Here is an 18527-nt window from a genome sequence, read left to right as displayed (position 1 = left end):
ACGAACTACAACAACTATATCCGCTGTGTGCGGGGTACATTAGTACCGCCAAATAAGGTCACCATCGACCAGTCCGTAGCCGATGCTTATAAGGCGAAACAGTCTGACCTTACTACTTATCCTCCATTTAATTACGATGGTGGTACAGTTACAGGCACAACCGGTTCTGATTATAAGGGTACTTCTTCTACTGCTACTATAAGTACTCCTTATTCCATCGAGGTGTCTAAGACTCAGCCTTCAGGTATTTATCGTTACGATAATGGTGCAGCTAAGGCAGAATGTACTAAACTCGGTAGTGGTTGGCGTATTCCTACTCAGATCGAGTTGTTCGCCATGTATCAGAATAAGGCTAAACTAGAGTCCATATCCGGCTTCGCTGCGTTCGGCAGCAAGTACTACTGGAGTAGTTCGGTCTACGGTGGTATTGTCATTGGCCGCTGCCTACTGCGCTTCAGTGATGGCAATTTCAATTGGGGCAGCACGAACGGCAGCTTCTCTGTTCGCTGTGTCCGGGATATCTGATTAATGGATAGAAATGGCTTTAGCCCGGTTTCAATTGCCATCGGTTTCAACCGACGGATAGTAGAGCCATCCTCTTTCAAGGGCTTTAGCCCAACCGGAAAGAAATTTGGCTAAAGCCAACAGGAATGTACATCCCTTGATCCGTCCACTAAAGTAGACGGCAACCGAACTTAGGCTAAAGCCTACAAAGAGAACATACTTTAGGCCGTCCGCTTCAGCGGACGGTAACTAAAACCAGGCTATAGCCATTACATAGCAAGGGAGCTAAAACTATCCAATAAAAGGATAAGCCCTGAACAATTCTTTCACGGACTGGCAGTATACATCCAGGATATTACTTTTGAGAATCTTCTTCCGTAACTTCTTATCAGCTTCCGGCAATAAATAATCCCACACGGTTTTGAGTTTTGCCAGAACCTGATGTTCGCCGCCTTCCAACCGTTCCTGATACCCTGTCAATAATCGGGCGTGAAAAGTTTCCAGCATTTCTTTTCTTTCAACAGCAGAGAGCTCTTTTCCTTTTTCATACTCCACTGCAAGCCACGGGTGTGCCAGTAAGCCACGCCCTGACATTATACCTTTCAACAGAGGAAATTGCGACGTTATATCCCGTATGTCTTCCAACGTTTCAATATCCCCATTATAAAAAAGAGGATGTTTGCACGCCTGGTAAAAAGCAGTAAAACCGTCCATATCCACACTTCCTTTATATTGCTGTACACCCAATCGCGGATGCAACGTTATATGTTCCAAAGGAAGCCGGTTCAATACAGACAAAAGCACCCAGGATTCATCCACCGTCTCCCACCCCAGTCTTAGCTTAACAGAGAACTGTATTTGCGGAAATTCTTCTACCGTATTCAGTAGCGCTTCTGCTTCACCTATAAAAGGTAAAATACCTGCACCTCTGTGTAAACGGGCCTGCATCGGAAAAGGGCAGCCCAAGTTTATATCTGCCCGCCTGTAGCCGTTAGCATAAAACAAAGCAGCGATTTGCCTGAACTCTTCGGGAGTAGCTGCTATAAGCTGGGGAACAACTCTGCAACAGCCGGAACCGGAAGGTAAAATATCCCGGAGTTCCTTATTTCTGAATCCGCCTTTCTCAAGACGGACAAAAGGCGTATAATAAAACTCCACTCCCCCGAATACCTGTGCATGTGCTTCACGGTACACATTATCGGTGTATCCCTGCAAAGGAGCAAAATGTATTTTATATTCCATCAGACAAACAATTCCCTGAAGAGTGAAAGTAAGCGGGCTTTTGCCAGTTCGAAGTCTTGCGCAGTTCCGAGTTCCTTCTCCAGCGATGTTACACCCTTATCTTTGAAGCCACACGGATTAATGAGGGAGAAATATGTTAAATCGGTATTTATATTCAAGGCAAAACCATGCATGGTAACAAAACGGCTGCTCTTTACCCCGATAGCGCATATCTTCCGGGCACGTCCGGGTACGTCCGGATCGATCCAGACACCGGTAGCACCATCGAGCCGTTCCCCTTTGATTCCGTATAATGCCAGAAAACGGATAACAATCTCTTCCAGGCGATCAATATACTGTTTCAATCCCAAATCCCAGCATTCCAGATCAAACACGGGATAGCCTGTTATCTGCCCGGGACCATGATAGGTTATATCTCCTCCGCGGTTAATATGGAAGAAAGAGACTCCGCGCTGCTTCAACAAATCTTCCGTGACAAGCAGATTAGAATCTTTGCCGCTTTTGCCAATAGTCAGCACAGGAAGATGTTCGCAAAAGAATAATTCATTCACTCCTTCCGCTCCGTCTTTTTTGGCAGCCAGCAAGGTTTCAAAAGCTGAGGTCTGGCATTCTAATGCATCAGCGTAGGATATGCGTCCCAGGTCATGATAGATGAAGCTCTCCATTTTTTTCTTTTTTTAATTTTGCCTGTATCTATATTTTGCTCTCCTGCTCCATAGCCCATTTCTATTTTAAGCAACTTTCCCATAAGGGACATAATTTTTGTTTGCCGTTTGAGCATATAAGGAGAAGGTTTTCCGGAATTGAATTTACGGGGATTTGGCAAAGATGCGGCAATCAAAGCTGCCTCACCTTTCGTAAGTTTTGAGGCTTTCTTATGAAAATGTGCTTGCGCAACAGCTTCGGCACCATAAATACCGTCTCCCATTTCAATTGAGTTGAGATAAACCTCCATGATTCTCTCTTTTCCCCAAATCCATTCTATCAGTACGGTAAAATAGGCTTCTATGGCTTTACGTATATACGTTTTTCCCGGCCACAAGAAAACATTCTTTGCTGTCTGTTGAGAGATTGTACTTGCCCCTCTCAGCCGTTTACCTTTTTCCGCATCAGTGCGCGCCTTTTGTATCTGTTCAATATCAAAACCATGATGATCAAGAAACAAATTGTCTTCGGAAGCAACGACGGCCTGTACCAAAGGTTGTGCTATTTCGGATAAAGAAACCCACTTATGATCCAACTTCATCTTCTTTCCGTCATGAAACTGGTCATATAAACGAATAAACATCAATGGTGTATAATATACCGGAATATATTTATAGGCCACAACAGCCAATATACTGGACAAAAACAAGAATATCAAAATGTTCCGGCACCATATCAATATTCGTTTAACTATACGCATGTCGGATTTTGTTTTAAACAGTCAATTCTTTATTCAGCCGGTCTTTCCAAATATCAAAAGCACCGCAATATTTATCGGCCTTCAGTCCGTCTGGCTCTATGACATCGATCTTCTTTAAAGAGGCAAATGCTTCTTCCGCCGATTTATAAATACCAGCACCGATACCAGCACCTTTTGCAGCACCTGCAGCTCCGTTTGTATCATACAGTTCGATAACAGTGCCTGTTACTCCTGCCAAAGCATCCCGGAAAATAGGACTTAAAAACATATTTGTATTGCCCGCACGAATTATCTCGATTTCTATTCCCATTTCATTCATTATATCCATTCCGTATTTGAATGAAAAGACAATACCTTCCTGGGCTGCACGTGCAATATGTGCCTTATTGTGTATATTAAAGTTCAATCCGTGCATAGAACAATGGATCTGCTTATTTTGCAACATACGTTCGGCACCATTTCCAAAAGGCAATACGGAAAGCCCTTCGGAACCAATAGGCACAGTTGCAGCCAGCTCGTTCAGTTCATCATAATTAATTCCCTCGGGAGCCACATTCCGCTTTATCCACGAATTAAGTATGCCTACACCGTTTATGCACAGCAATACGCCCAAATGCGGATTGTTTAACGAATGGTTGACATGGGCAAACGTATTTACCCTGGAAGAAGTGTCAAAACTTACTTTTCCGTTTACTCCGTACACCACTCCCGAAGTTCCTGCCGTTGCAGCAATTTCCCCCGGGTTTAGCACGTTTAGTGATAATGCATTATTTATCTGGTCTCCGGCACGGTAAGTAACCGGTGTTCCTTTCTTCAGCCCCAGTTCCGCAGCTACCGAACCAAGCAGTTCGCCCTGCAAACCAAAGGTAGGACGTATATCAGGAATCAAATCTCTATCGAATCCGAAGTAATCCATCAAATCTTCAGACAATGCGTCTTTCTCAAAATCCCAGAATATTCCTTCCGATAAACCGGATACCGTAGTCACAATACTGCCAGTCATTCGCATGGCAATAAAGTCGCCGGGGAACATTATCTTATATATCGATTTATACAACTGCGGTTCATACTCTTTCACCCAAGCCAGTTTTGAAGCAGTAAAGTTTCCGGGAGAATTAAGCAAATGCGAAAAACATTGCTTTTCTCCAATAGTCCGCAAAGCTCTCTCACCATAAGGAACAGCACGACTATCGCACCAGATAATGGAAGGGCGCAATACTTCCATCTTTTTATCAACCACAACCAAACCATGCATCTGGTAAGAAATACCTATCGCTTTTATATCGCTTCCCGAAACCGGAGCTTTCTCTAATGCGCCTTTAACAGCAATCTTTAAATAATTCCACCAATCATCCGGATTTTGTTCTGCCCAACCCGGCCTTAAAGCTTTTATAGGAGCTTCCTCCTTCGGATAAAAATCCGAAGCGATAGTCTGTCCGCTTTCTTCATCTACAATAGATACTTTAACAGAAGAACTAGCAATGTCACATCCTAACAAATACATTTTTATATTGAATTAATTCTTGATTATACTTGAAAATCTTTCACTTGTGTTTTTCCTTGTTACCGATTTAAGAGGCGTGCAAATATAAACAATTCTCAACATTATTCGCGTAATAGCGGTTTTATTAATACTTTTGTTTTTAACAATAAAAAAAGATCATTTATATGGACTTAAGGCAGCTTTATTTTTCACTCCGGATTTTCTGGGCGAAAATAAAAGGGATAATCAACGGTTTGGCTGAAGGCATTATTTTATTAGCTTCCATAGCATCTTTTTTTGTTCTTATTTATCAATTCGGATTCGTACAGACTCCCGAAATCGCAAAACTCCTTTATACAGCCCGGCTCTCTATATTAATGGGCTTCTTTATAGGTATTACACTTCGTTATTTTACACGTTTCAAAGACGTGATACAGGAAAAGATGCTTTATCTGGATATCAGCATTTATTTCTTACTCTTTGCTGTCTTATCTGCCAAGATATTCTTCAGAGAAGCTATTGCGCAATCTTTGCCTTACCTGTCTTTTATGACAAGTCCGATATTCGTATATATCTTAATGGTTTTACTCGGCACAATACATTTGTCGAGACAGACTTTCACATTAATGCAAAGCCACATAAAGCCATCTTTACTGTTCTTGTTAAGCTTTGTATTTGTCATCTTAGTCGGAGCCGGGCTCCTTATGTTACCTAATGCAACACACCACGGCATTCACTTCTTAGATGCCTTGTTTACTGCTACAACATCAGTTTGTGTAACCGGACTGACAACCGTAAACGTAGGCACTACATTCACACAAACCGGGCTTATCATCATCATGCTGTTAATACAAATCGGAGGAATCGGGGTAATGACATTTACCAGTTTTTTTGCACTCTCATTCATGGGCAAATCTTCATTCATCAGCAAGATGATGTTAAAAGACATGCTGAATGAAGATCGTATAGGAGGTTTGTTTCAGGTTATTATCAATATCCTTTTCGTTACCCTTTTCATTGAGGGAATCGGAGCTTATCTGATTTATCTGGATATCAGGGGATCTATTCCGGGAGGCATAACACAGGAGATTTTCTTTTCAGTCTTTCATGCTATATCCGCCTTCTGTAACGCCGGGATTTCTACACTGAGTGATAACTTATACAATCCTTTGGTCGCCCACAAACCCAACCTTCATGTATGGATTGCACTGCTGATTGTTCTCGGCGGATTAGGTTTCCCTATCGTATTTAATTACTTAAAGTTATTGCATCATCAGCTACTCAACTGGATAAAAATTCTGCTTGGACAACAAAAACACTATATTCATACCCCCCGTATTATCAATATACACACGTATATCGTCGTAATATGTACCTTGGTGCTATTAATCGGAGGAACCGCCTTTTATTTGCTCTTTGAAATCAATAATACATTGAGCGGACTTCCCTGGAAAGAAAAGCTGGCTAATGCCTTTCTAGGAGCTGTTACCCCCAGAACTGCAGGGTTCAACGTTGCAGATATGACAACATTAGCACCTCCTACATTGATGCTCACGCTTATCCTGATGGTGATTGGTGCCGGCCCGATGTCTACAGCCGGCGGACTAAAAGTTACCACCGTTTTCGTTGCATTGGTTACGACCTACAATTCCGCCAGGGAAAAAGAAAAAGTAGAAGTCCGTAAACGGGAAATAGCTCCTTTTGCAATACGCAGGGCTTTTGCCATTATCGTTTTATACTTCATCTATTTGAGCGTTGCCGTATGGATATTGTCTTATACCGAAAAAGATGCTCCGATATTCACTTTAATATTCGAAACAACTTCGGCTTTAAGCACAGTAGGACTTAGTTTGGATTTCAGCCCGACACTTTCAGAATCCGGAAAGATTATCATTATCTGCACCATGCTGATCGGGCGTATTGGTGTATTTACCTTCTTCTATAGTTTATGCAAAGAATATACAAAGAAGAATTATACGTATCCACAAGAAAATATACTCATGTAATAAATAATATACTTATGAAATATCTAGTTATCGGATTAGGAAACCTGGGGCGCTCCATTGCTGAGAACCTTACACGCATTGGCAACGAAGTTATCGGCGTGGATATAGACCTTCATCGGGTAGACTCGGTAAAGCAAGCCATATCCGGAGCCATTGCGCTAGACACGACCGACCGCGAAGCATTAAGTACGCTTCCATTGACAGAAATGGATGCTATTATTGTAACATACGGCAAAGATTTCGGAACCTCCGTACAAACTGTTTCCCTACTCAAAAGCTTGGATGCAGGCAAACTGATTGTACGTTCCATCTCATCTATCCACGAAACCGTAATACGTGCCATAGGTGTAGAAGAAATAATCACTCCCGAACAAGATTTTGCTGGTAATTATGCTTCGCAAGCATTATTGGGCAATCTGTTCAAACACTGGTATCAGGTTACCGAAACACATCATCTTTACCAGATAAAAACGCCTTCCGCATTAGTTGGGCAAAGTATCGGCACCATTAATTTTGAAGAGAACTTCGGCGTACGCTTAGTGGGAGTTGAACGCGCCAAAGAAATACGGAACCTGATCGGGCTTAAGCAAACGCAATACACCGTTATAGATCATCTTACCGACGAAATTGTCATTGAAGAAAACGACATCCTGATCTTGTTCGGCCGGATGGAAGTATTGCATAAGCTTTCGGAAATATAAATCAAGGTTTTGCTGGCGAATCCAATTGTTTCACCAGCACCTTATCTATACGTGCCCCGTCCATATCGATGATTTCAAATTCGAAGTTTAACCAGGAAAATGTTTCACCTGTTTTCGGAACATGTTCCAGTATTTCGAGTATCAGGCCGCTTAGTGTATTATAATCATGCTCGGCATAAAGATCTTCCAAATCAAAATGTTCCAGAAAATCGTAAAACGACAGCTGGCCATCCATCAGCCATGTACCATCGGCACGCTGAACGATCTCCGGCTCTTCACCCAGCTCCGGCACTTGGCCTATAAGTCCTTCCATAATATCTTTTAATGTAACGATACCTTGAATACCTCCAAATTCATCCGTTACAATAGCATATTTCACACGTGCCTGTTTAAACTGTTCCAAAGCATTGTACACACTTTGATTTTCAGGAACAAATTGAGCCGGACGAATCACCTGTGACAAGGAAAAATCCGGTGCATCGATACGCCCAAACAAATCCTTGAGATAAACGACACCTAATACATTATCAAACTTTTCAGAGGAAACAGGATAAATATTGAACAAGTTTTCTTGAACTTTCTTACGAATCTCCTCTATACTATCGGTTATGTCCAACCAAACCAATTCGCTCCTGTAAGTCATAATGGAGCCTACATTCCGATCGCCCAGGTTAAATACGCGCTCAACAATATCTTGTTCTACCTCTTGAACTTCTCCTCCATCAAATCCTTCTTTCACTATAGCTTTGATTTCTTCCTCCGTCACCCTGTTTTCTTCATTTGTTTTTACTCCGGTTACCTTCATTGTAATAGCTGTACTCTTAGCAAGCAACCATACAAACGGAGAGGCTATTAAAGATAGTATATTCATCGGGCGGGCTATCAACATTGATACCCGCTCTGCATATCCCATACCGATACGTTTAGGCACTAGTTCGCCGAATATCAAAGTAAGGTAGGTTACAATAATAACAATTGTGGTTTTAGCAATTCCCAAAGCATACGGCTGCAAGACAAGGTTAACCGCAATCAGATCGGCAAAATCTTTTGCAAAAGCTTCACCCGAATACAAACCGGTCAATATACCTATTAACGTAATGCCGATTTGGATTGTGGATAAAAACTTATCCGGCTCATTAGATAACTGTAGTGCTTTCTTTGCCGATTTGTTTCCACGTTTTGCTTCCATCTCCAAACGGGCCTTGCGAGCGGATACCAGAGCAATTTCAGACATAGAAAGAACACCATTTAAAACGATAAGGCCAATAATTATGACTATTTCCATTTACTATAATTGAAATATTTGCTGGGGGCGAAGATAAAATAAATATCAATCCCTGCCAATCCTTTGAAATATTAAAGATTAATAAATATCAAGCTTGATATTCAATAGAACGGTGTCTGTATCTGTCCTGTCCTGAAATAAGTTGATAATTATCAACCGAGCGGCTGACAATTGTCAACCGTATGGCCGACGACTATCAACTAAGCGGCCGATAATTGTCAACTTAATAATAGACCGGCAATAAAAAAGAAAAAACATCTCATATCAATTGCACTATCCAAGAGAAAAAAGTACCTTTGCCCGCTGAATACAAAAAGGATTAGCAATGATCAATAAGATTAAGGATCTACTTCAGGAAGTAGAGAATATGAAAGCGGCAAATGCTGAAGAGATCGAAGCTTTGCGTATAAAATACCTCAGTAAAAAAGGTGAAATATCCTTGTTGATGAATGATTTCCGCAATGTAGCTGCCGACCAGAAGCGAGAGGTTGGTAAATTCCTTAATGAACTGAAGGAAACCACTCAGAACAAAATAAACGAACTTAAAGAACGATTTGAAAACGTACAGACTGTTGATGACGACATCGATCTGACCCGTACGGCTTATCCTATTGAATTGGGAACGCGCCACCCGCTTTCAATCGTTAAGAAAGAAATATGCGACATATTCGGAAGACTGGGATTCAGTATTGCCGAAGGTCCTGAAATTGAAGACGACTGGCATGTATTCTCATCCCTGAATTTTGCCGAAGATCATCCTGCACGCGATATGCAAGATACCTTCTTCATACAACATAATCCGGATGTATTATTACGTACGCATACTTCGTCGGTACAGACCCGCGTTATGGAAAAGCAGGAACCGCCTATCCGTATTATCTGCCCGGGACGTGTATATCGTAACGAAGCAATATCTTATCGCGCCCACTGTTTCTTCCACCAGGTAGAAGCATTATATGTGGACAAAGACGTTTCTTTTGCCGATCTGAAACAAGCTTTGTTGTTCTTTGCAAAAGAAATGTTCAGCCCGGATACGAAAATCCGCCTGCGTCCGTCTTATTTCCCATTTACCGAGCCATCTGCCGAAATGGATATTTCATGTAACATTTGCGGCGGAAAAGGTTGTCCGTTCTGCAAAGGAACCGGATGGGTAGAAATACTGGGATGCGGAATGGTAGACCCGAATGTGCTTGAAAACTGTGGCATCGACAGTAAAGTATATTCAGGTTATGCCTTAGGTATGGGTATAGAACGTATAACAAACCTAAAATACCAGGTTAAAGACCTACGTATGTTCTCGGAAAACGACGTTCGTTTCCTGAGAGAATTTGAATCAGCCAATTAAGTTGAAAACCTAAATCATTTACCATGCCCCGGGCTTTTAACCCGGCCCGGGGAAAACACACAGGGATTATGATAAAGGTTTTACTTTTAATTGCAGGAGGAGCTATCGGTTCGGCACTACGCTATGGAGTTTCCACGTGGGTACAAAAGGCGATGCTTTACTCCTTTCCTTTCGGAATCCTTTCCGTAAACGTAATCGGTTCTTTTCTGATAGGCTTTTGTTGGAGCCTTGCCGAAGCGTTCAGTTTTTCTCCTAACACACGTGCATTTCTTTTCACCGGATTATTCGGCGGATTCACCACATTTTCATCTTTTACATTAGATACCCTAACTTTAATGAGGACGGGGGAATATAAACTCGCATTAATTAATATCTTTGCAAGTAACATATTAGGTTTATTAGCAGTCTTCCTGGGATTATTACTGGGTAAGAATACATTGACTTTAATAAAATAATTATGCGTAAAGAAGAACGATATAAAGGAGTATTGAACTGGTTCAAAGAAAATGTTCCGGTTGCCGAAACAGAATTGCACTACAAAAATCCATACGAATTATTAATAGCAGTTATCCTTTCCGCACAATGTACAGACAAACGGGTAAACATGATTACTCCGGCATTGTACGAAGCATTTCCCGAACCGGAAGTAATGGCGGAATCTACGCCTGAAGTGGTTTATGAATACATAAAAAGTGTTTCCTATCCAAACAATAAAGCCAAGCATCTTGTCGGAATGGCCAAGATGTTAGTCAACGACTTCAAAAGCATCGTTCCTTCCGACATAGACGAACTGCAAAAGCTGCCCGGCGTCGGACGAAAAACTGCAAACGTAATAGCCTCTGTAGTCTATGAGAAACCGGCTATGGCTGTTGATACTCATGTATTCCGTGTATCTAACCGGATTGGGTTGACAGACAATAGCAAGACGCCTTTGGAAACTGAAAAGGAATTAGTAAAACATATACCACAAGAGCTCATTCCCATTGCCCATCACTGGCTGATTTTGCATGGCAGATATGTTTGTATTGCCAGAAAGCCAAAATGCGAAACATGCGGATTAAAGCCTTGGTGTAAATACTTTTTGAAGCAGCCATGAAATAAATGAAAGCTTACCAACAGGAAATAATCGTCTGCATTGTAGTAGTCATGGCTACAATACTGGCAGTCTGGTTCTTCTTCGGAACCATGGAAGAAGAAAAGACGGCTGTCCAGACGGATTTATACAGCCTGATTGCTCCTGAACCCAATGCGTTACTTGCTGTCAACAAACCAGCTGTACTGACGAACGTAATCCTTAAGCATCAACAGCTACACGATATTTTCTCTTCTTACCTGCCGGACATCTACCTATCCATTTTGCAAAAAACACCTTCCATGCCTTCTACTCTGTTTTCGTTTCATTCACAAGGTATTGTTATGTACACTCATGCAGACGGAGGATTCGATTTACTAATAGAAAAAGAAGTGTTGAAGCCTCTTTTAGGGATATACAGTCCGCAAAAAACAGTAAAAGACGGAATAACCTTCACTTATTACCCCGAATCCGGAAGACAGTTTTTCGGATATTACCAATACCAGGGAGTTTTCGTTGCCAGTTACAGTAAGAAACTATTGGAATCTGTAGCCCAACAACAAATAAAAAATAAAAGGTCAATTACAAAAGAGCTTGATAAAACACAGCAACTGGCCGATATACATGCGCCATTAAACCTTATTGTTCCGGCAAACAAACTGGATTTATATGTCAATTTCAACGATTCTCTTCAATGGCGTATACATGACAAATGGTTACTGGCAGATGTATTTACAAACGAAGGTAAAGTATGTTGCTTCGGAAGTCAGCCCTACTTCGCATCATTAGATACACTATACAACCAAATGGCCGATACACTATCTAAAAGAATCGAAACGGTCTTTCCCCAATTACATATCACACCGGAAATATATCATGACGACAACATGGTATATTATACCGGATGCAGCCCGATGTAATACCTTTACAACCCAACCTTTAGTCCGTCATAAGCAAGATGGACATGAGGAGGAAGCTCTTTTTCCACCACTGCATGCAACCCAATCCTGTGGCCCATGTGGATAAGGTATGACTCTTTAGGAGCAATACGGGCTATATTAACAAGCGCTTCTCCCAATGTCTCGTGCGTAGGATGAGGCTGATCTTCCTTTCGAAGCGCCGTTATAATCAACATATCCAATCCTTCCAACTTTGCATATTCTTCTTCCGGCAGATACTTCAAATCCGTAAGGTAAGCCATATTGCCTATACGATACCCTAAAATCGGAAGTCTGCCATGCATAACACGGATAGGAATAACAGAAAGACCCGCCGCTTCAAATGGTTCCATACCAATACGATGTAATTCCAAATTAGGAACACCCGGATATTTATGTATCCTGAAAGCATACGGAATACGTGTCTCTATTGCTTCAGCCACATAATCTTCGGCATAAATATCAACACCACGTACACGACAGAAAGGACGCAAGTCATCCAAACCGCCAACGTGATCATAATGTTCATGGGAAATAAGAACGGCATCCAGATGGTATGTTTTATTTGTAATCATCTGCCAACGGAAATCCGGGCCGCAATCCAATAATATCGTCTTCCCTCCGGTTTCAACCAAAACAGAAGTACGCAAACGCCAGTCGCGCGGATCTTTGCTGGTACAGACTTCACACTGGCAACCAATTTCAGGAACACCCGTGGAAGTGCCGGTTCCAAGAAAAGTTATTTTCATCATCCTACATATTTAACCTCAGGAACGAGTTCTATTCCGAAACGTTCATTCACAGCCGTGCGAATACTTTCGGCAACCAAAGCTATCTCATGCCCTCTTGCGTCACCTAAATTAACCAATACCAAAGCCTGTTTCTCATAAACCCCAACCGTACCGTGGGATTTACCTTTAAAACCACACTGTTCGATCAACCACCCTGCAGGAACCTTTATTTTACCATCCGAAGACGGATAAGAAGGAATAGAAGGATAGTTTACTTTTAATTTCTCGAAATGATCCGTAGTAATAACCGGGTTCATAAAGAAACTACCGGCATTACCCATTATTTCAGGATCAGGTAATTTCTCTTTACGTATAGTAATTATAGCCTCGCGTATCGTGGATAAAGTTATTCCGGGATATTTGGCAAGTTCTTCCTTCAAGTTCCCATAATTAATAGAAAACTGAGGATTTTTTTGTAAACGCAGATTCACATAGGTTATAATATGCGGATCATTATGCTCATTCTTAAAATAGCTTGTCCGATACGCATACTCGCATTCCTGGTTAGTAAAGATACGCTTTTGGAAAGATAGCTGGTTGTAAGCTTCTACTGTCTCTATAACATCCTTTGCTTCGGCCCCATATGCACCGATATTCTGAATGGCAGCGGCGCCTGTTTCACCAGGAATCAAAGACAAATTTTCTATTCCTCCCCAACCGTTAGATACGGCATAGGCAACAACATCGTCCCATTTTTCGGCAGCACCGACACGGAGCAGAACACTCTTCTCTGTCTCCCCTGCCAGATGGATTCCTTTTATATTAGAATGGAGGATTATGCCATTGTAATCATTTAAGAACAGAAGATTACTCCCACTCCCGATATGAAGCGATAGGCATTCCTGAAAATATTCATCACGCAATATGCGTTCCAGGTCGTCTTCACTATCATACTCCATAAACCAACGTGTTTTCACAGGTATATGAAATGTATTATGTTTTTCCAGCGAGTAATTCTGTTCTATTTTCATCTCTTATTATTTTTATAACCTGACAAAATTAAGACATTGTTTCGTATTCCGCAACTAAACATTACTTAACGTTTTTTGTTTCTCTAATCGTAACAAATACGCATAAGCCTTGTTTAATAAGAAACGCAAACAAAATCGTATATCCGGATAAAGGAACTGATAAATCCAGATCAGGATGTACCTTTGTAAATGTCAAATAATCAAAAACAAGAGCACACATGAACAAAGCAGAACTTATCGACGCATTGGCCAGCAAAGCCGGAATGCAAAAACAAGAAGCTAAAAAAGCATTAGATGCATACATTGAAATCGTTACAGAACAAATGTCGAAAAACGAAGAAATTGCACTTATAGGTTTTGGTACACTTACTCCAAGAGCACAAACGCAACGTTTAGCCAGAAATCCCAAAACAGGAACTCCTGTAATGATTCCGGCACGTACGACTGTAAAGTTCAAACCGGGTAAATTTTTATTGGAGGCAATGAACGCCCACCTCAAAAAGGCATAACCCCAATATACCTGCCAATAACTTAATTGAATTGTTGGCAGGTATTTCTATATTTACTATTTTTGAAACCGAGAAATTCAGAGGTATGAAAATAGTAAATCTCGGAGAATCAAATTCGATCCTCAACCGGTTTATAGCAGAGCTAAGGGATGTAAATATCCAGAAAGACAGCTTACGTTTCCGCAGGAACGTTGAACGAATTGGTGAAATAATGGCTTATGAAATAAGTAAGGATTTTACCTACAGTACAAAAAATATCCAATCGCCTTTAGGCATTGCGCCTACAAGTACACCGGACGACCAAATAGTAATCAGTACTATTTTGCGCGCCGGCCTTCCCTTCCACCAAGGTTTCCTAAGTTATTTGGATTATGCCGAAAACGCATTTGTTTCCGCATATCGTAAATATAAAGATCGTTTAAATTTCGATATTCATATCGAATATATCGCTTCTCCCGGAATAACAAATAAGACACTTATCATCACTGATCCGATGCTGGCTACCGGCAGTTCAATGGAACTGGCTTATGAGGCCTTGCTTACCAAAGGACATCCTGCACATATCCATGTTGCTTCTATCATAGCAAGCAGACAGGCGTTAGAATATATTCAACATAAAATGCCGGATGACAAAACCACTGTCTGGGTAGCTGCACTCGACGAAGAGCTGGATGAACATTCTTATATAGTTCCCGGATTGGGAGATGCCGGAGATTTAGCTTTCGGAGAAAAAGAATAACAACAAATATATAAAAAGAAAAGCGGCCTTAATCAGCCGCTTTCCTTTTTTATGTATATTACATAAGTACTATTTCAGTTCCTTTATACGGATATTACGGAATTTCACCGGAGAACCATGGCCTAAGAAACCGATATGTCCTTTCTTATTGAACAATCCCGGATGTTGCTTACCGTCAGGTGTACCATTCTTTACTGCATCACGGATATTACCGTCCAGAATCACAACACCATTAACTGTTACGCGGATATGATCGCCATCGGCAACAATTTCCTCCGTATTCCATTCGCCAACCGGCTTAATGGCTTCGTGATGATTTGGTTGAGAAGGAATAATACCATATACGGAACCATGATGTTGTAATGGAGTAATATCCTTGTATATAGGATTCTCACAATCCAAAATCTGGATTTCCATACCATTATATGCTGCATCTACATCCATCGGTGTACGGATGCCAACGCCATTATTAGCACCGGGTGTCAACTGAAAATCAAAACGATAAACAAAGTTTCCGTATTCTTTTTTAGTATAAAGGTTACCACCGAAACTTTTACTCGGAATCATAGAAATACAACCATCTTCCAAAGTATAGTCAACTGTATTTCCTGTCCATTCGTGCATATTAGTTCCGTCAAACAAGACTTTGAAACCTTCTTTTGCTTCTTCTGCAGAAAGCTTATACGGTTCCTGACGTTCCAACTCTTTTACATAGATGTTACGATAGTAAACTTTGCTGCCATGAGCCTGCAATTCGATCTGGTCGATTGCCGGAACAGGAAGTTTACGATCCCAGTAATTTTCCAGAATTACATTATCAACCACCTTTTCGCCATTTAAAACAACGGTTACACGGTCACCAACCATCTTTATATAGAATGTATTCCATTCTCCCAGTTTATTATCAGCAACTTTAGATGGTGTACTCGGGTTAACCTGATTGTTATACAAGCCGCCTGAACCCACCTGAGCTCCAACATTTACACGGGAAGTATCCCAAATCTGAACCTGAGGCGTACCACGCAAGTAGATACCCGCATCTGCTTCAGGACCTGCAGGATCAAGCATCCAATCTACATACATTTCGAAATCGCCATACTGTTTTTCCGAACATAAATTATCATAACCTGTACCTTCAAATACAAGTAATCCGTCTTCAACTTTCCAATCACGGCGCATCATTTCGTCTGCCTTTTCTTGTGCTTTGGCAAGCTGTGCCGGTTTCATTTTAGCACGAACTATCGGATTTTCAACCAAACCTTTCCAGCCTGTCAAATCTTTTCCATTGAAAAGAGAAACAAAGCCCTCAGTCTTCGTCATTTCAGACAAATGCTTCTTAATAGCCTCTTTCTGATAATGGGCATCCGGATTATCCAGCACTTGCATTACTTTATTCAGCAAAGCTTCTACATTTTGACCCGTATAATCCTTATTATTTAAAGCAATATTCATAACAGCATTGGCTGCTGCCTGTTGTAGAGGTTTCTGATCCAAAAACTCACCGGCATACAACAAAGCAAGGAATGTTCCGGTTTTTTCTATCTGTTTCAGAATTTCAACTTTCTGGGCATCTGTCTTTGCTATATCCATCGCCTTGCGTAAACTCAGCAAACGGTTTTCACCGGTAAATGCAGGATTTGAAACCAACTGCACATAACGGGCAAGGGCTTTATCGAATACCTGGCTTGAAGGATTTCCCTGACAAATTGCAAATAATTCGTCGGCAGCTTCAATGCCTTTCCAGCTCAGCAATGCTTCCAAAGCAGCATCTTTTGCTGTACTCCGGCCATTTTTAACTCCGGAAACAATCGTTGCCAAAGCATCTTTATCTCCTGTCGAAGCTAATACGATATAATACAAATGCTTCTTGCTCTCACCAGCCTGTAGCATACGGCGGGTAACATTAGAAACCTGCCCGGATACAGGCAAATTAGCAATAGAAGCAATTACAGCTTGCTGAATCGGGGCAATTGCATTTGCATCTGCTGTTTCCAACATTCCGCACATCTGTGTAAAGTCTTTTTCAGAAACAACGTCTTTCAATGCTTTATATGCAGCCGTTTTTACTTCCGGAGAACCAGACTTTATTTGTTCTAACACTGCATTCAGAGTTCCGTCCGCTTTACGCATAGCCAACAACTCCAAACCTGCAATCTTTCCGGCATCTGTTGATGAAGAAATTGCTTTTGCAACCGCATTATCTATATCACCCGGAAAAGCAGCCAAAGCATCCTGGCCTAATAAGATAACTTGTTTGTCATTACTTGTAAGCAAATTGGACAAAACCGGTATATATGAATTATCTCCAATCTTAACCATAGTCCAAACAGCAGCTTCTTTCACATTATAATCAGCATTACCTGCCTGTTCAACCAACACCTGACGGAATGGTAAATCAAAACGCAAATCCAGGTTCTGTATTATATCATGTTGTGAAGGTCTTTTTGCTTCACGTCCTAACCAATTCAGAATATCTACCTTTACCTCCGGTTTGGCTTTTACCATATTTTTAGCCAGCTCAACATATAATTCTTTATTAGCATAATCGGAAGCATAACTCAAAGCAGCATTACGATATTCTTTATTAGCATCTTTTAAAGCAGCCTGAACGAGTTTTGCCACATCTGCATTCTGCAACGATAACAAAATTTGTAATGCGGCATCGCGGCTCTGCGTTTTATTAGCTTTTGTAGCTTTTTTCAATAAATCATTTGCTGCCTTTTCTGCATCTTTTATATCACCCTGCCCTGCTATTCGTTTTATCAAAGCGATATATGCCTCATTAGCACCGGTTTTTTCCATCGTGTAATTAGCCTTTGCAGCAGCTTCCGCCAAATCTTTCAGGGAAGCTTTTGTTCCTACACGGCTCAACGCATATAGCACCTCTTTCTGCATGTTTTCATCCGATGAACCCAATAAGGCTTTCAAAGCAGCTTCCGAACCATCTACCTGGGCAACGGCAATAGCCTGAACAATATCCTTCTGAGTTTTCGGTGTACCCGAACGACGCATCAATGCCGATAATAAAGTTTTTCCGGCATTTTCGCTATTTATTGATGACAATGCACGTGCAGCCGGGCCACTCAAACTTTCATCATTCAAATAAGTAGCCAAGGTTTCAATACACTCATCTTTGCCAATTATCTGCAGTTGACGGATAATAAATGCTTTAGCCTCACGATCGCTCACTTTGTCAAGTGCCTTCAGATAAGCATTAGCCGTAACCAAACGGGAATTCTCATTTCCTTTTGCCATTACATAATGAGAAAGTCCGCTCAAAGCATAATCCACCTTTGCATTGCTTCCTTTACCCGGTGCATTAATCATATCAACCAAAGTCATAACCGCATCTTCTCCGGCAGCACTCAGGTCGCCAATTAACTTATTATATTCAGCTTGTTGTGCAGCAGGCATCTGAGCCAACACATCGGCCGCCACAGTCTTAGATGTGCGGTTTGCCGGCGATTGTGCCATCAGCATGCTTCCGCACAAAAGCAAAGTGCTGATTGATAAATATACTTTTTTCATAATTTACA

At 41.3% G+C, this 18527-nt stretch carries 16 protein-coding genes and 1 pseudogene; 9 read left to right on the top strand and 8 right to left on the bottom strand.

All coding sequences use genetic code 11. The annotated features are described in order from the left end of the window. Positions 1-525 (top strand): annotated as a pseudogene (locus C4S38_RS14820) (DUF1566 domain-containing protein); the annotation flags it as partial. 270 nt (positions 526-795) lie between these two features. On the opposite strand, the gene C4S38_RS14815 reads toward C4S38_RS14820, so the two are convergent. From C4S38_RS14815 to C4S38_RS14800, 4 genes are read right to left on the bottom strand one after another with little or no spacing between them, the layout of a single operon-like run. Then, on the bottom strand, positions 796-1746 hold the full coding sequence (locus C4S38_RS14815) for a tRNA-dihydrouridine synthase family protein (protein ID WP_103984343.1): 951 nt from the start codon (positions 1744-1746) through the stop codon (positions 796-798). After that, positions 1746-2411, bottom strand: a complete 666-nt coding sequence (gene lipB, locus C4S38_RS14810) for a lipoyl(octanoyl) transferase LipB (RefSeq protein ID WP_103984342.1) — start codon at positions 2409-2411, stop codon at positions 1746-1748. The genes C4S38_RS14815 and lipB overlap by 1 nt, the downstream gene beginning before the upstream one ends. Further along, positions 2357-3151 (bottom strand): monofunctional biosynthetic peptidoglycan transglycosylase, encoded by a 795-nt coding sequence (gene mtgA, locus C4S38_RS14805; protein WP_103984341.1) that lies wholly within the window; start codon positions 3149-3151, stop codon positions 2357-2359. Before mtgA ends, lipB begins: the two co-directional genes overlap by 55 nt. Before the next feature lie 13 nt (positions 3152-3164). Beyond that, positions 3165-4655 (bottom strand): xylulokinase, encoded by a 1491-nt coding sequence (locus C4S38_RS14800; protein WP_103984340.1) that lies wholly within the window; start codon positions 4653-4655, stop codon positions 3165-3167. Positions 4656-4819: 164 nt separating this feature from the next. On the opposite strand from C4S38_RS14800, the gene C4S38_RS14795 reads away from it, so the two are divergent. Continuing rightward, positions 4820-6640: a TrkH family potassium uptake protein gene (locus tag C4S38_RS14795; RefSeq protein ID WP_103984339.1), complete on the top strand. Its 1821-nt coding sequence runs from the start codon at positions 4820-4822 to the stop codon at positions 6638-6640. A gap of 14 nt (positions 6641-6654) precedes the next feature. Then, entirely contained in the window at positions 6655-7341 is a 687-nt protein-coding gene (locus C4S38_RS14790) for a potassium channel family protein (RefSeq protein ID WP_103984338.1), read from the top strand. A 1-nt stretch (position 7342) separates the two neighbouring features. Here C4S38_RS14790 and C4S38_RS14785 read toward each other — a convergent pair whose 3' ends face one another. Then, positions 7343-8626 carry a hemolysin family protein gene (locus C4S38_RS14785; protein WP_103984337.1) on the bottom strand — a complete coding sequence of 428 codons (1284 nt, stop codon included), beginning with the start codon at positions 8624-8626 and terminating at the stop codon, positions 7343-7345. A gap of 325 nt (positions 8627-8951) precedes the next feature. Here C4S38_RS14785 and pheS point away from each other — a divergent pair, with 325 nt between their 5' ends. From pheS to C4S38_RS14765, 4 genes are all read left to right on the top strand, one after another. Further along, a complete protein-coding gene (gene pheS / locus C4S38_RS14780; protein ID WP_103984336.1) occupies positions 8952-9971 on the top strand; it encodes a phenylalanine--tRNA ligase subunit alpha in 1020 nt (339 codons plus the stop codon). 68 nt (positions 9972-10039) lie between these two features. Next, the gene (gene crcB / locus C4S38_RS14775) at positions 10040-10426 is read left to right on the top strand and encodes a fluoride efflux transporter CrcB (RefSeq protein WP_103984350.1); all 387 of its coding nucleotides are present in this window, start codon (positions 10040-10042) and stop codon (positions 10424-10426) included. Positions 10427-10428: 2 nt separating this feature from the next. Beyond that, on the top strand, positions 10429-11067 hold the full coding sequence (gene nth / locus C4S38_RS14770) for an endonuclease III (RefSeq protein WP_103984335.1): 639 nt from the start codon (positions 10429-10431) through the stop codon (positions 11065-11067). 5 nt (positions 11068-11072) lie between these two features. Next, complete coding sequence (locus tag C4S38_RS14765; RefSeq protein WP_103984334.1) at positions 11073-11963, top strand: hypothetical protein; 891 nt, start codon at positions 11073-11075, stop codon at positions 11961-11963. 5 nt (positions 11964-11968) lie between these two features. Here C4S38_RS14765 and C4S38_RS14760 read toward each other — a convergent pair whose 3' ends face one another. Together C4S38_RS14760 and murB are read right to left on the bottom strand one after the other, a co-directional pair. Beyond that, on the bottom strand, positions 11969-12730 hold the full coding sequence (locus tag C4S38_RS14760) for an MBL fold metallo-hydrolase (protein WP_103984333.1): 762 nt from the start codon (positions 12728-12730) through the stop codon (positions 11969-11971). Beyond that, positions 12730-13743: a UDP-N-acetylmuramate dehydrogenase gene (gene murB, locus C4S38_RS14755; protein WP_103984332.1), complete on the bottom strand. Its 1014-nt coding sequence runs from the start codon at positions 13741-13743 to the stop codon at positions 12730-12732. The genes C4S38_RS14760 and murB overlap by 1 nt, the downstream gene beginning before the upstream one ends. Before the next feature lie 218 nt (positions 13744-13961). Between murB and C4S38_RS14750 the strand changes: the two genes are divergently transcribed. After that, a complete protein-coding gene (locus C4S38_RS14750; RefSeq protein ID WP_099462968.1) occupies positions 13962-14252 on the top strand; it encodes an HU family DNA-binding protein in 291 nt (96 codons plus the stop codon). A gap of 85 nt (positions 14253-14337) precedes the next feature. Then, positions 14338-14991: a uracil phosphoribosyltransferase gene (gene upp, locus C4S38_RS14745; RefSeq protein WP_103984349.1), complete on the top strand. Its 654-nt coding sequence runs from the start codon at positions 14338-14340 to the stop codon at positions 14989-14991. Between the two features lie 69 nt (positions 14992-15060). On the opposite strand, the gene C4S38_RS14740 is transcribed toward upp, so the two are convergent. Beyond that, entirely contained in the window at positions 15061-18519 is a 3459-nt protein-coding gene (locus C4S38_RS14740; RefSeq protein WP_103984331.1) for a DUF1080 domain-containing protein, read from the bottom strand. Between the last annotated feature and the right edge of the window lie 8 nt (positions 18520-18527).

Source organism: Parabacteroides chinchillae (assembly GCF_900108035.1).
GTDB classification, from domain to species: domain Bacteria; phylum Bacteroidota; class Bacteroidia; order Bacteroidales; family Tannerellaceae; genus Parabacteroides; species Parabacteroides chinchillae.
The sequence above is the reverse complement of the archived record's forward strand: the minus strand, read 5'-3'. Positions and strand labels throughout refer to the sequence as shown.

What these genes read in the sequence shown, in the direction of transcription:
- C4S38_RS14815 (WP_103984343.1), bottom strand. Translation starts at nt 1,746, where the DNA reads ATGGAATATAAAATACATTTTGCTCCTTTGCAGGGATACACCGATAAT.
- lipB (WP_103984342.1), bottom strand. Translation starts at nt 2,411, where the DNA reads ATGGAGAGCTTCATCTATCATGACCTGGGACGCATATCCTACGCTGAT.
- mtgA (WP_103984341.1), bottom strand. Translation starts at nt 3,151, where the DNA reads ATGCGTATAGTTAAACGAATATTGATATGGTGCCGGAACATTTTGATA.
- C4S38_RS14800 (WP_103984340.1), bottom strand. Translation starts at nt 4,655, where the DNA reads ATGTATTTGTTAGGATGTGACATTGCTAGTTCTTCTGTTAAAGTATCT.
- C4S38_RS14795 (WP_103984339.1), top strand. Translation starts at nt 4,820, where the DNA reads ATGGACTTAAGGCAGCTTTATTTTTCACTCCGGATTTTCTGGGCGAAA.
- C4S38_RS14790 (WP_103984338.1), top strand. Translation starts at nt 6,655, where the DNA reads ATGAAATATCTAGTTATCGGATTAGGAAACCTGGGGCGCTCCATTGCT.
- C4S38_RS14785 (WP_103984337.1), bottom strand. Translation starts at nt 8,626, where the DNA reads ATGGAAATAGTCATAATTATTGGCCTTATCGTTTTAAATGGTGTTCTT.
- pheS (WP_103984336.1), top strand. Translation starts at nt 8,952, where the DNA reads ATGATCAATAAGATTAAGGATCTACTTCAGGAAGTAGAGAATATGAAA.
- crcB (WP_103984350.1), top strand. Translation starts at nt 10,040, where the DNA reads ATGATAAAGGTTTTACTTTTAATTGCAGGAGGAGCTATCGGTTCGGCA.
- nth (WP_103984335.1), top strand. Translation starts at nt 10,429, where the DNA reads ATGCGTAAAGAAGAACGATATAAAGGAGTATTGAACTGGTTCAAAGAA.
- C4S38_RS14765 (WP_103984334.1), top strand. Translation starts at nt 11,073, where the DNA reads ATGAAAGCTTACCAACAGGAAATAATCGTCTGCATTGTAGTAGTCATG.
- C4S38_RS14760 (WP_103984333.1), bottom strand. Translation starts at nt 12,730, where the DNA reads ATGAAAATAACTTTTCTTGGAACCGGCACTTCCACGGGTGTTCCTGAA.
- murB (WP_103984332.1), bottom strand. Translation starts at nt 13,743, where the DNA reads ATGAAAATAGAACAGAATTACTCGCTGGAAAAACATAATACATTTCAT.
- C4S38_RS14750 (WP_099462968.1), top strand. Translation starts at nt 13,962, where the DNA reads ATGAACAAAGCAGAACTTATCGACGCATTGGCCAGCAAAGCCGGAATG.
- upp (WP_103984349.1), top strand. Translation starts at nt 14,338, where the DNA reads ATGAAAATAGTAAATCTCGGAGAATCAAATTCGATCCTCAACCGGTTT.
- C4S38_RS14740 (WP_103984331.1), bottom strand. Translation starts at nt 18,519, where the DNA reads ATGAAAAAAGTATATTTATCAATCAGCACTTTGCTTTTGTGCGGAAGC.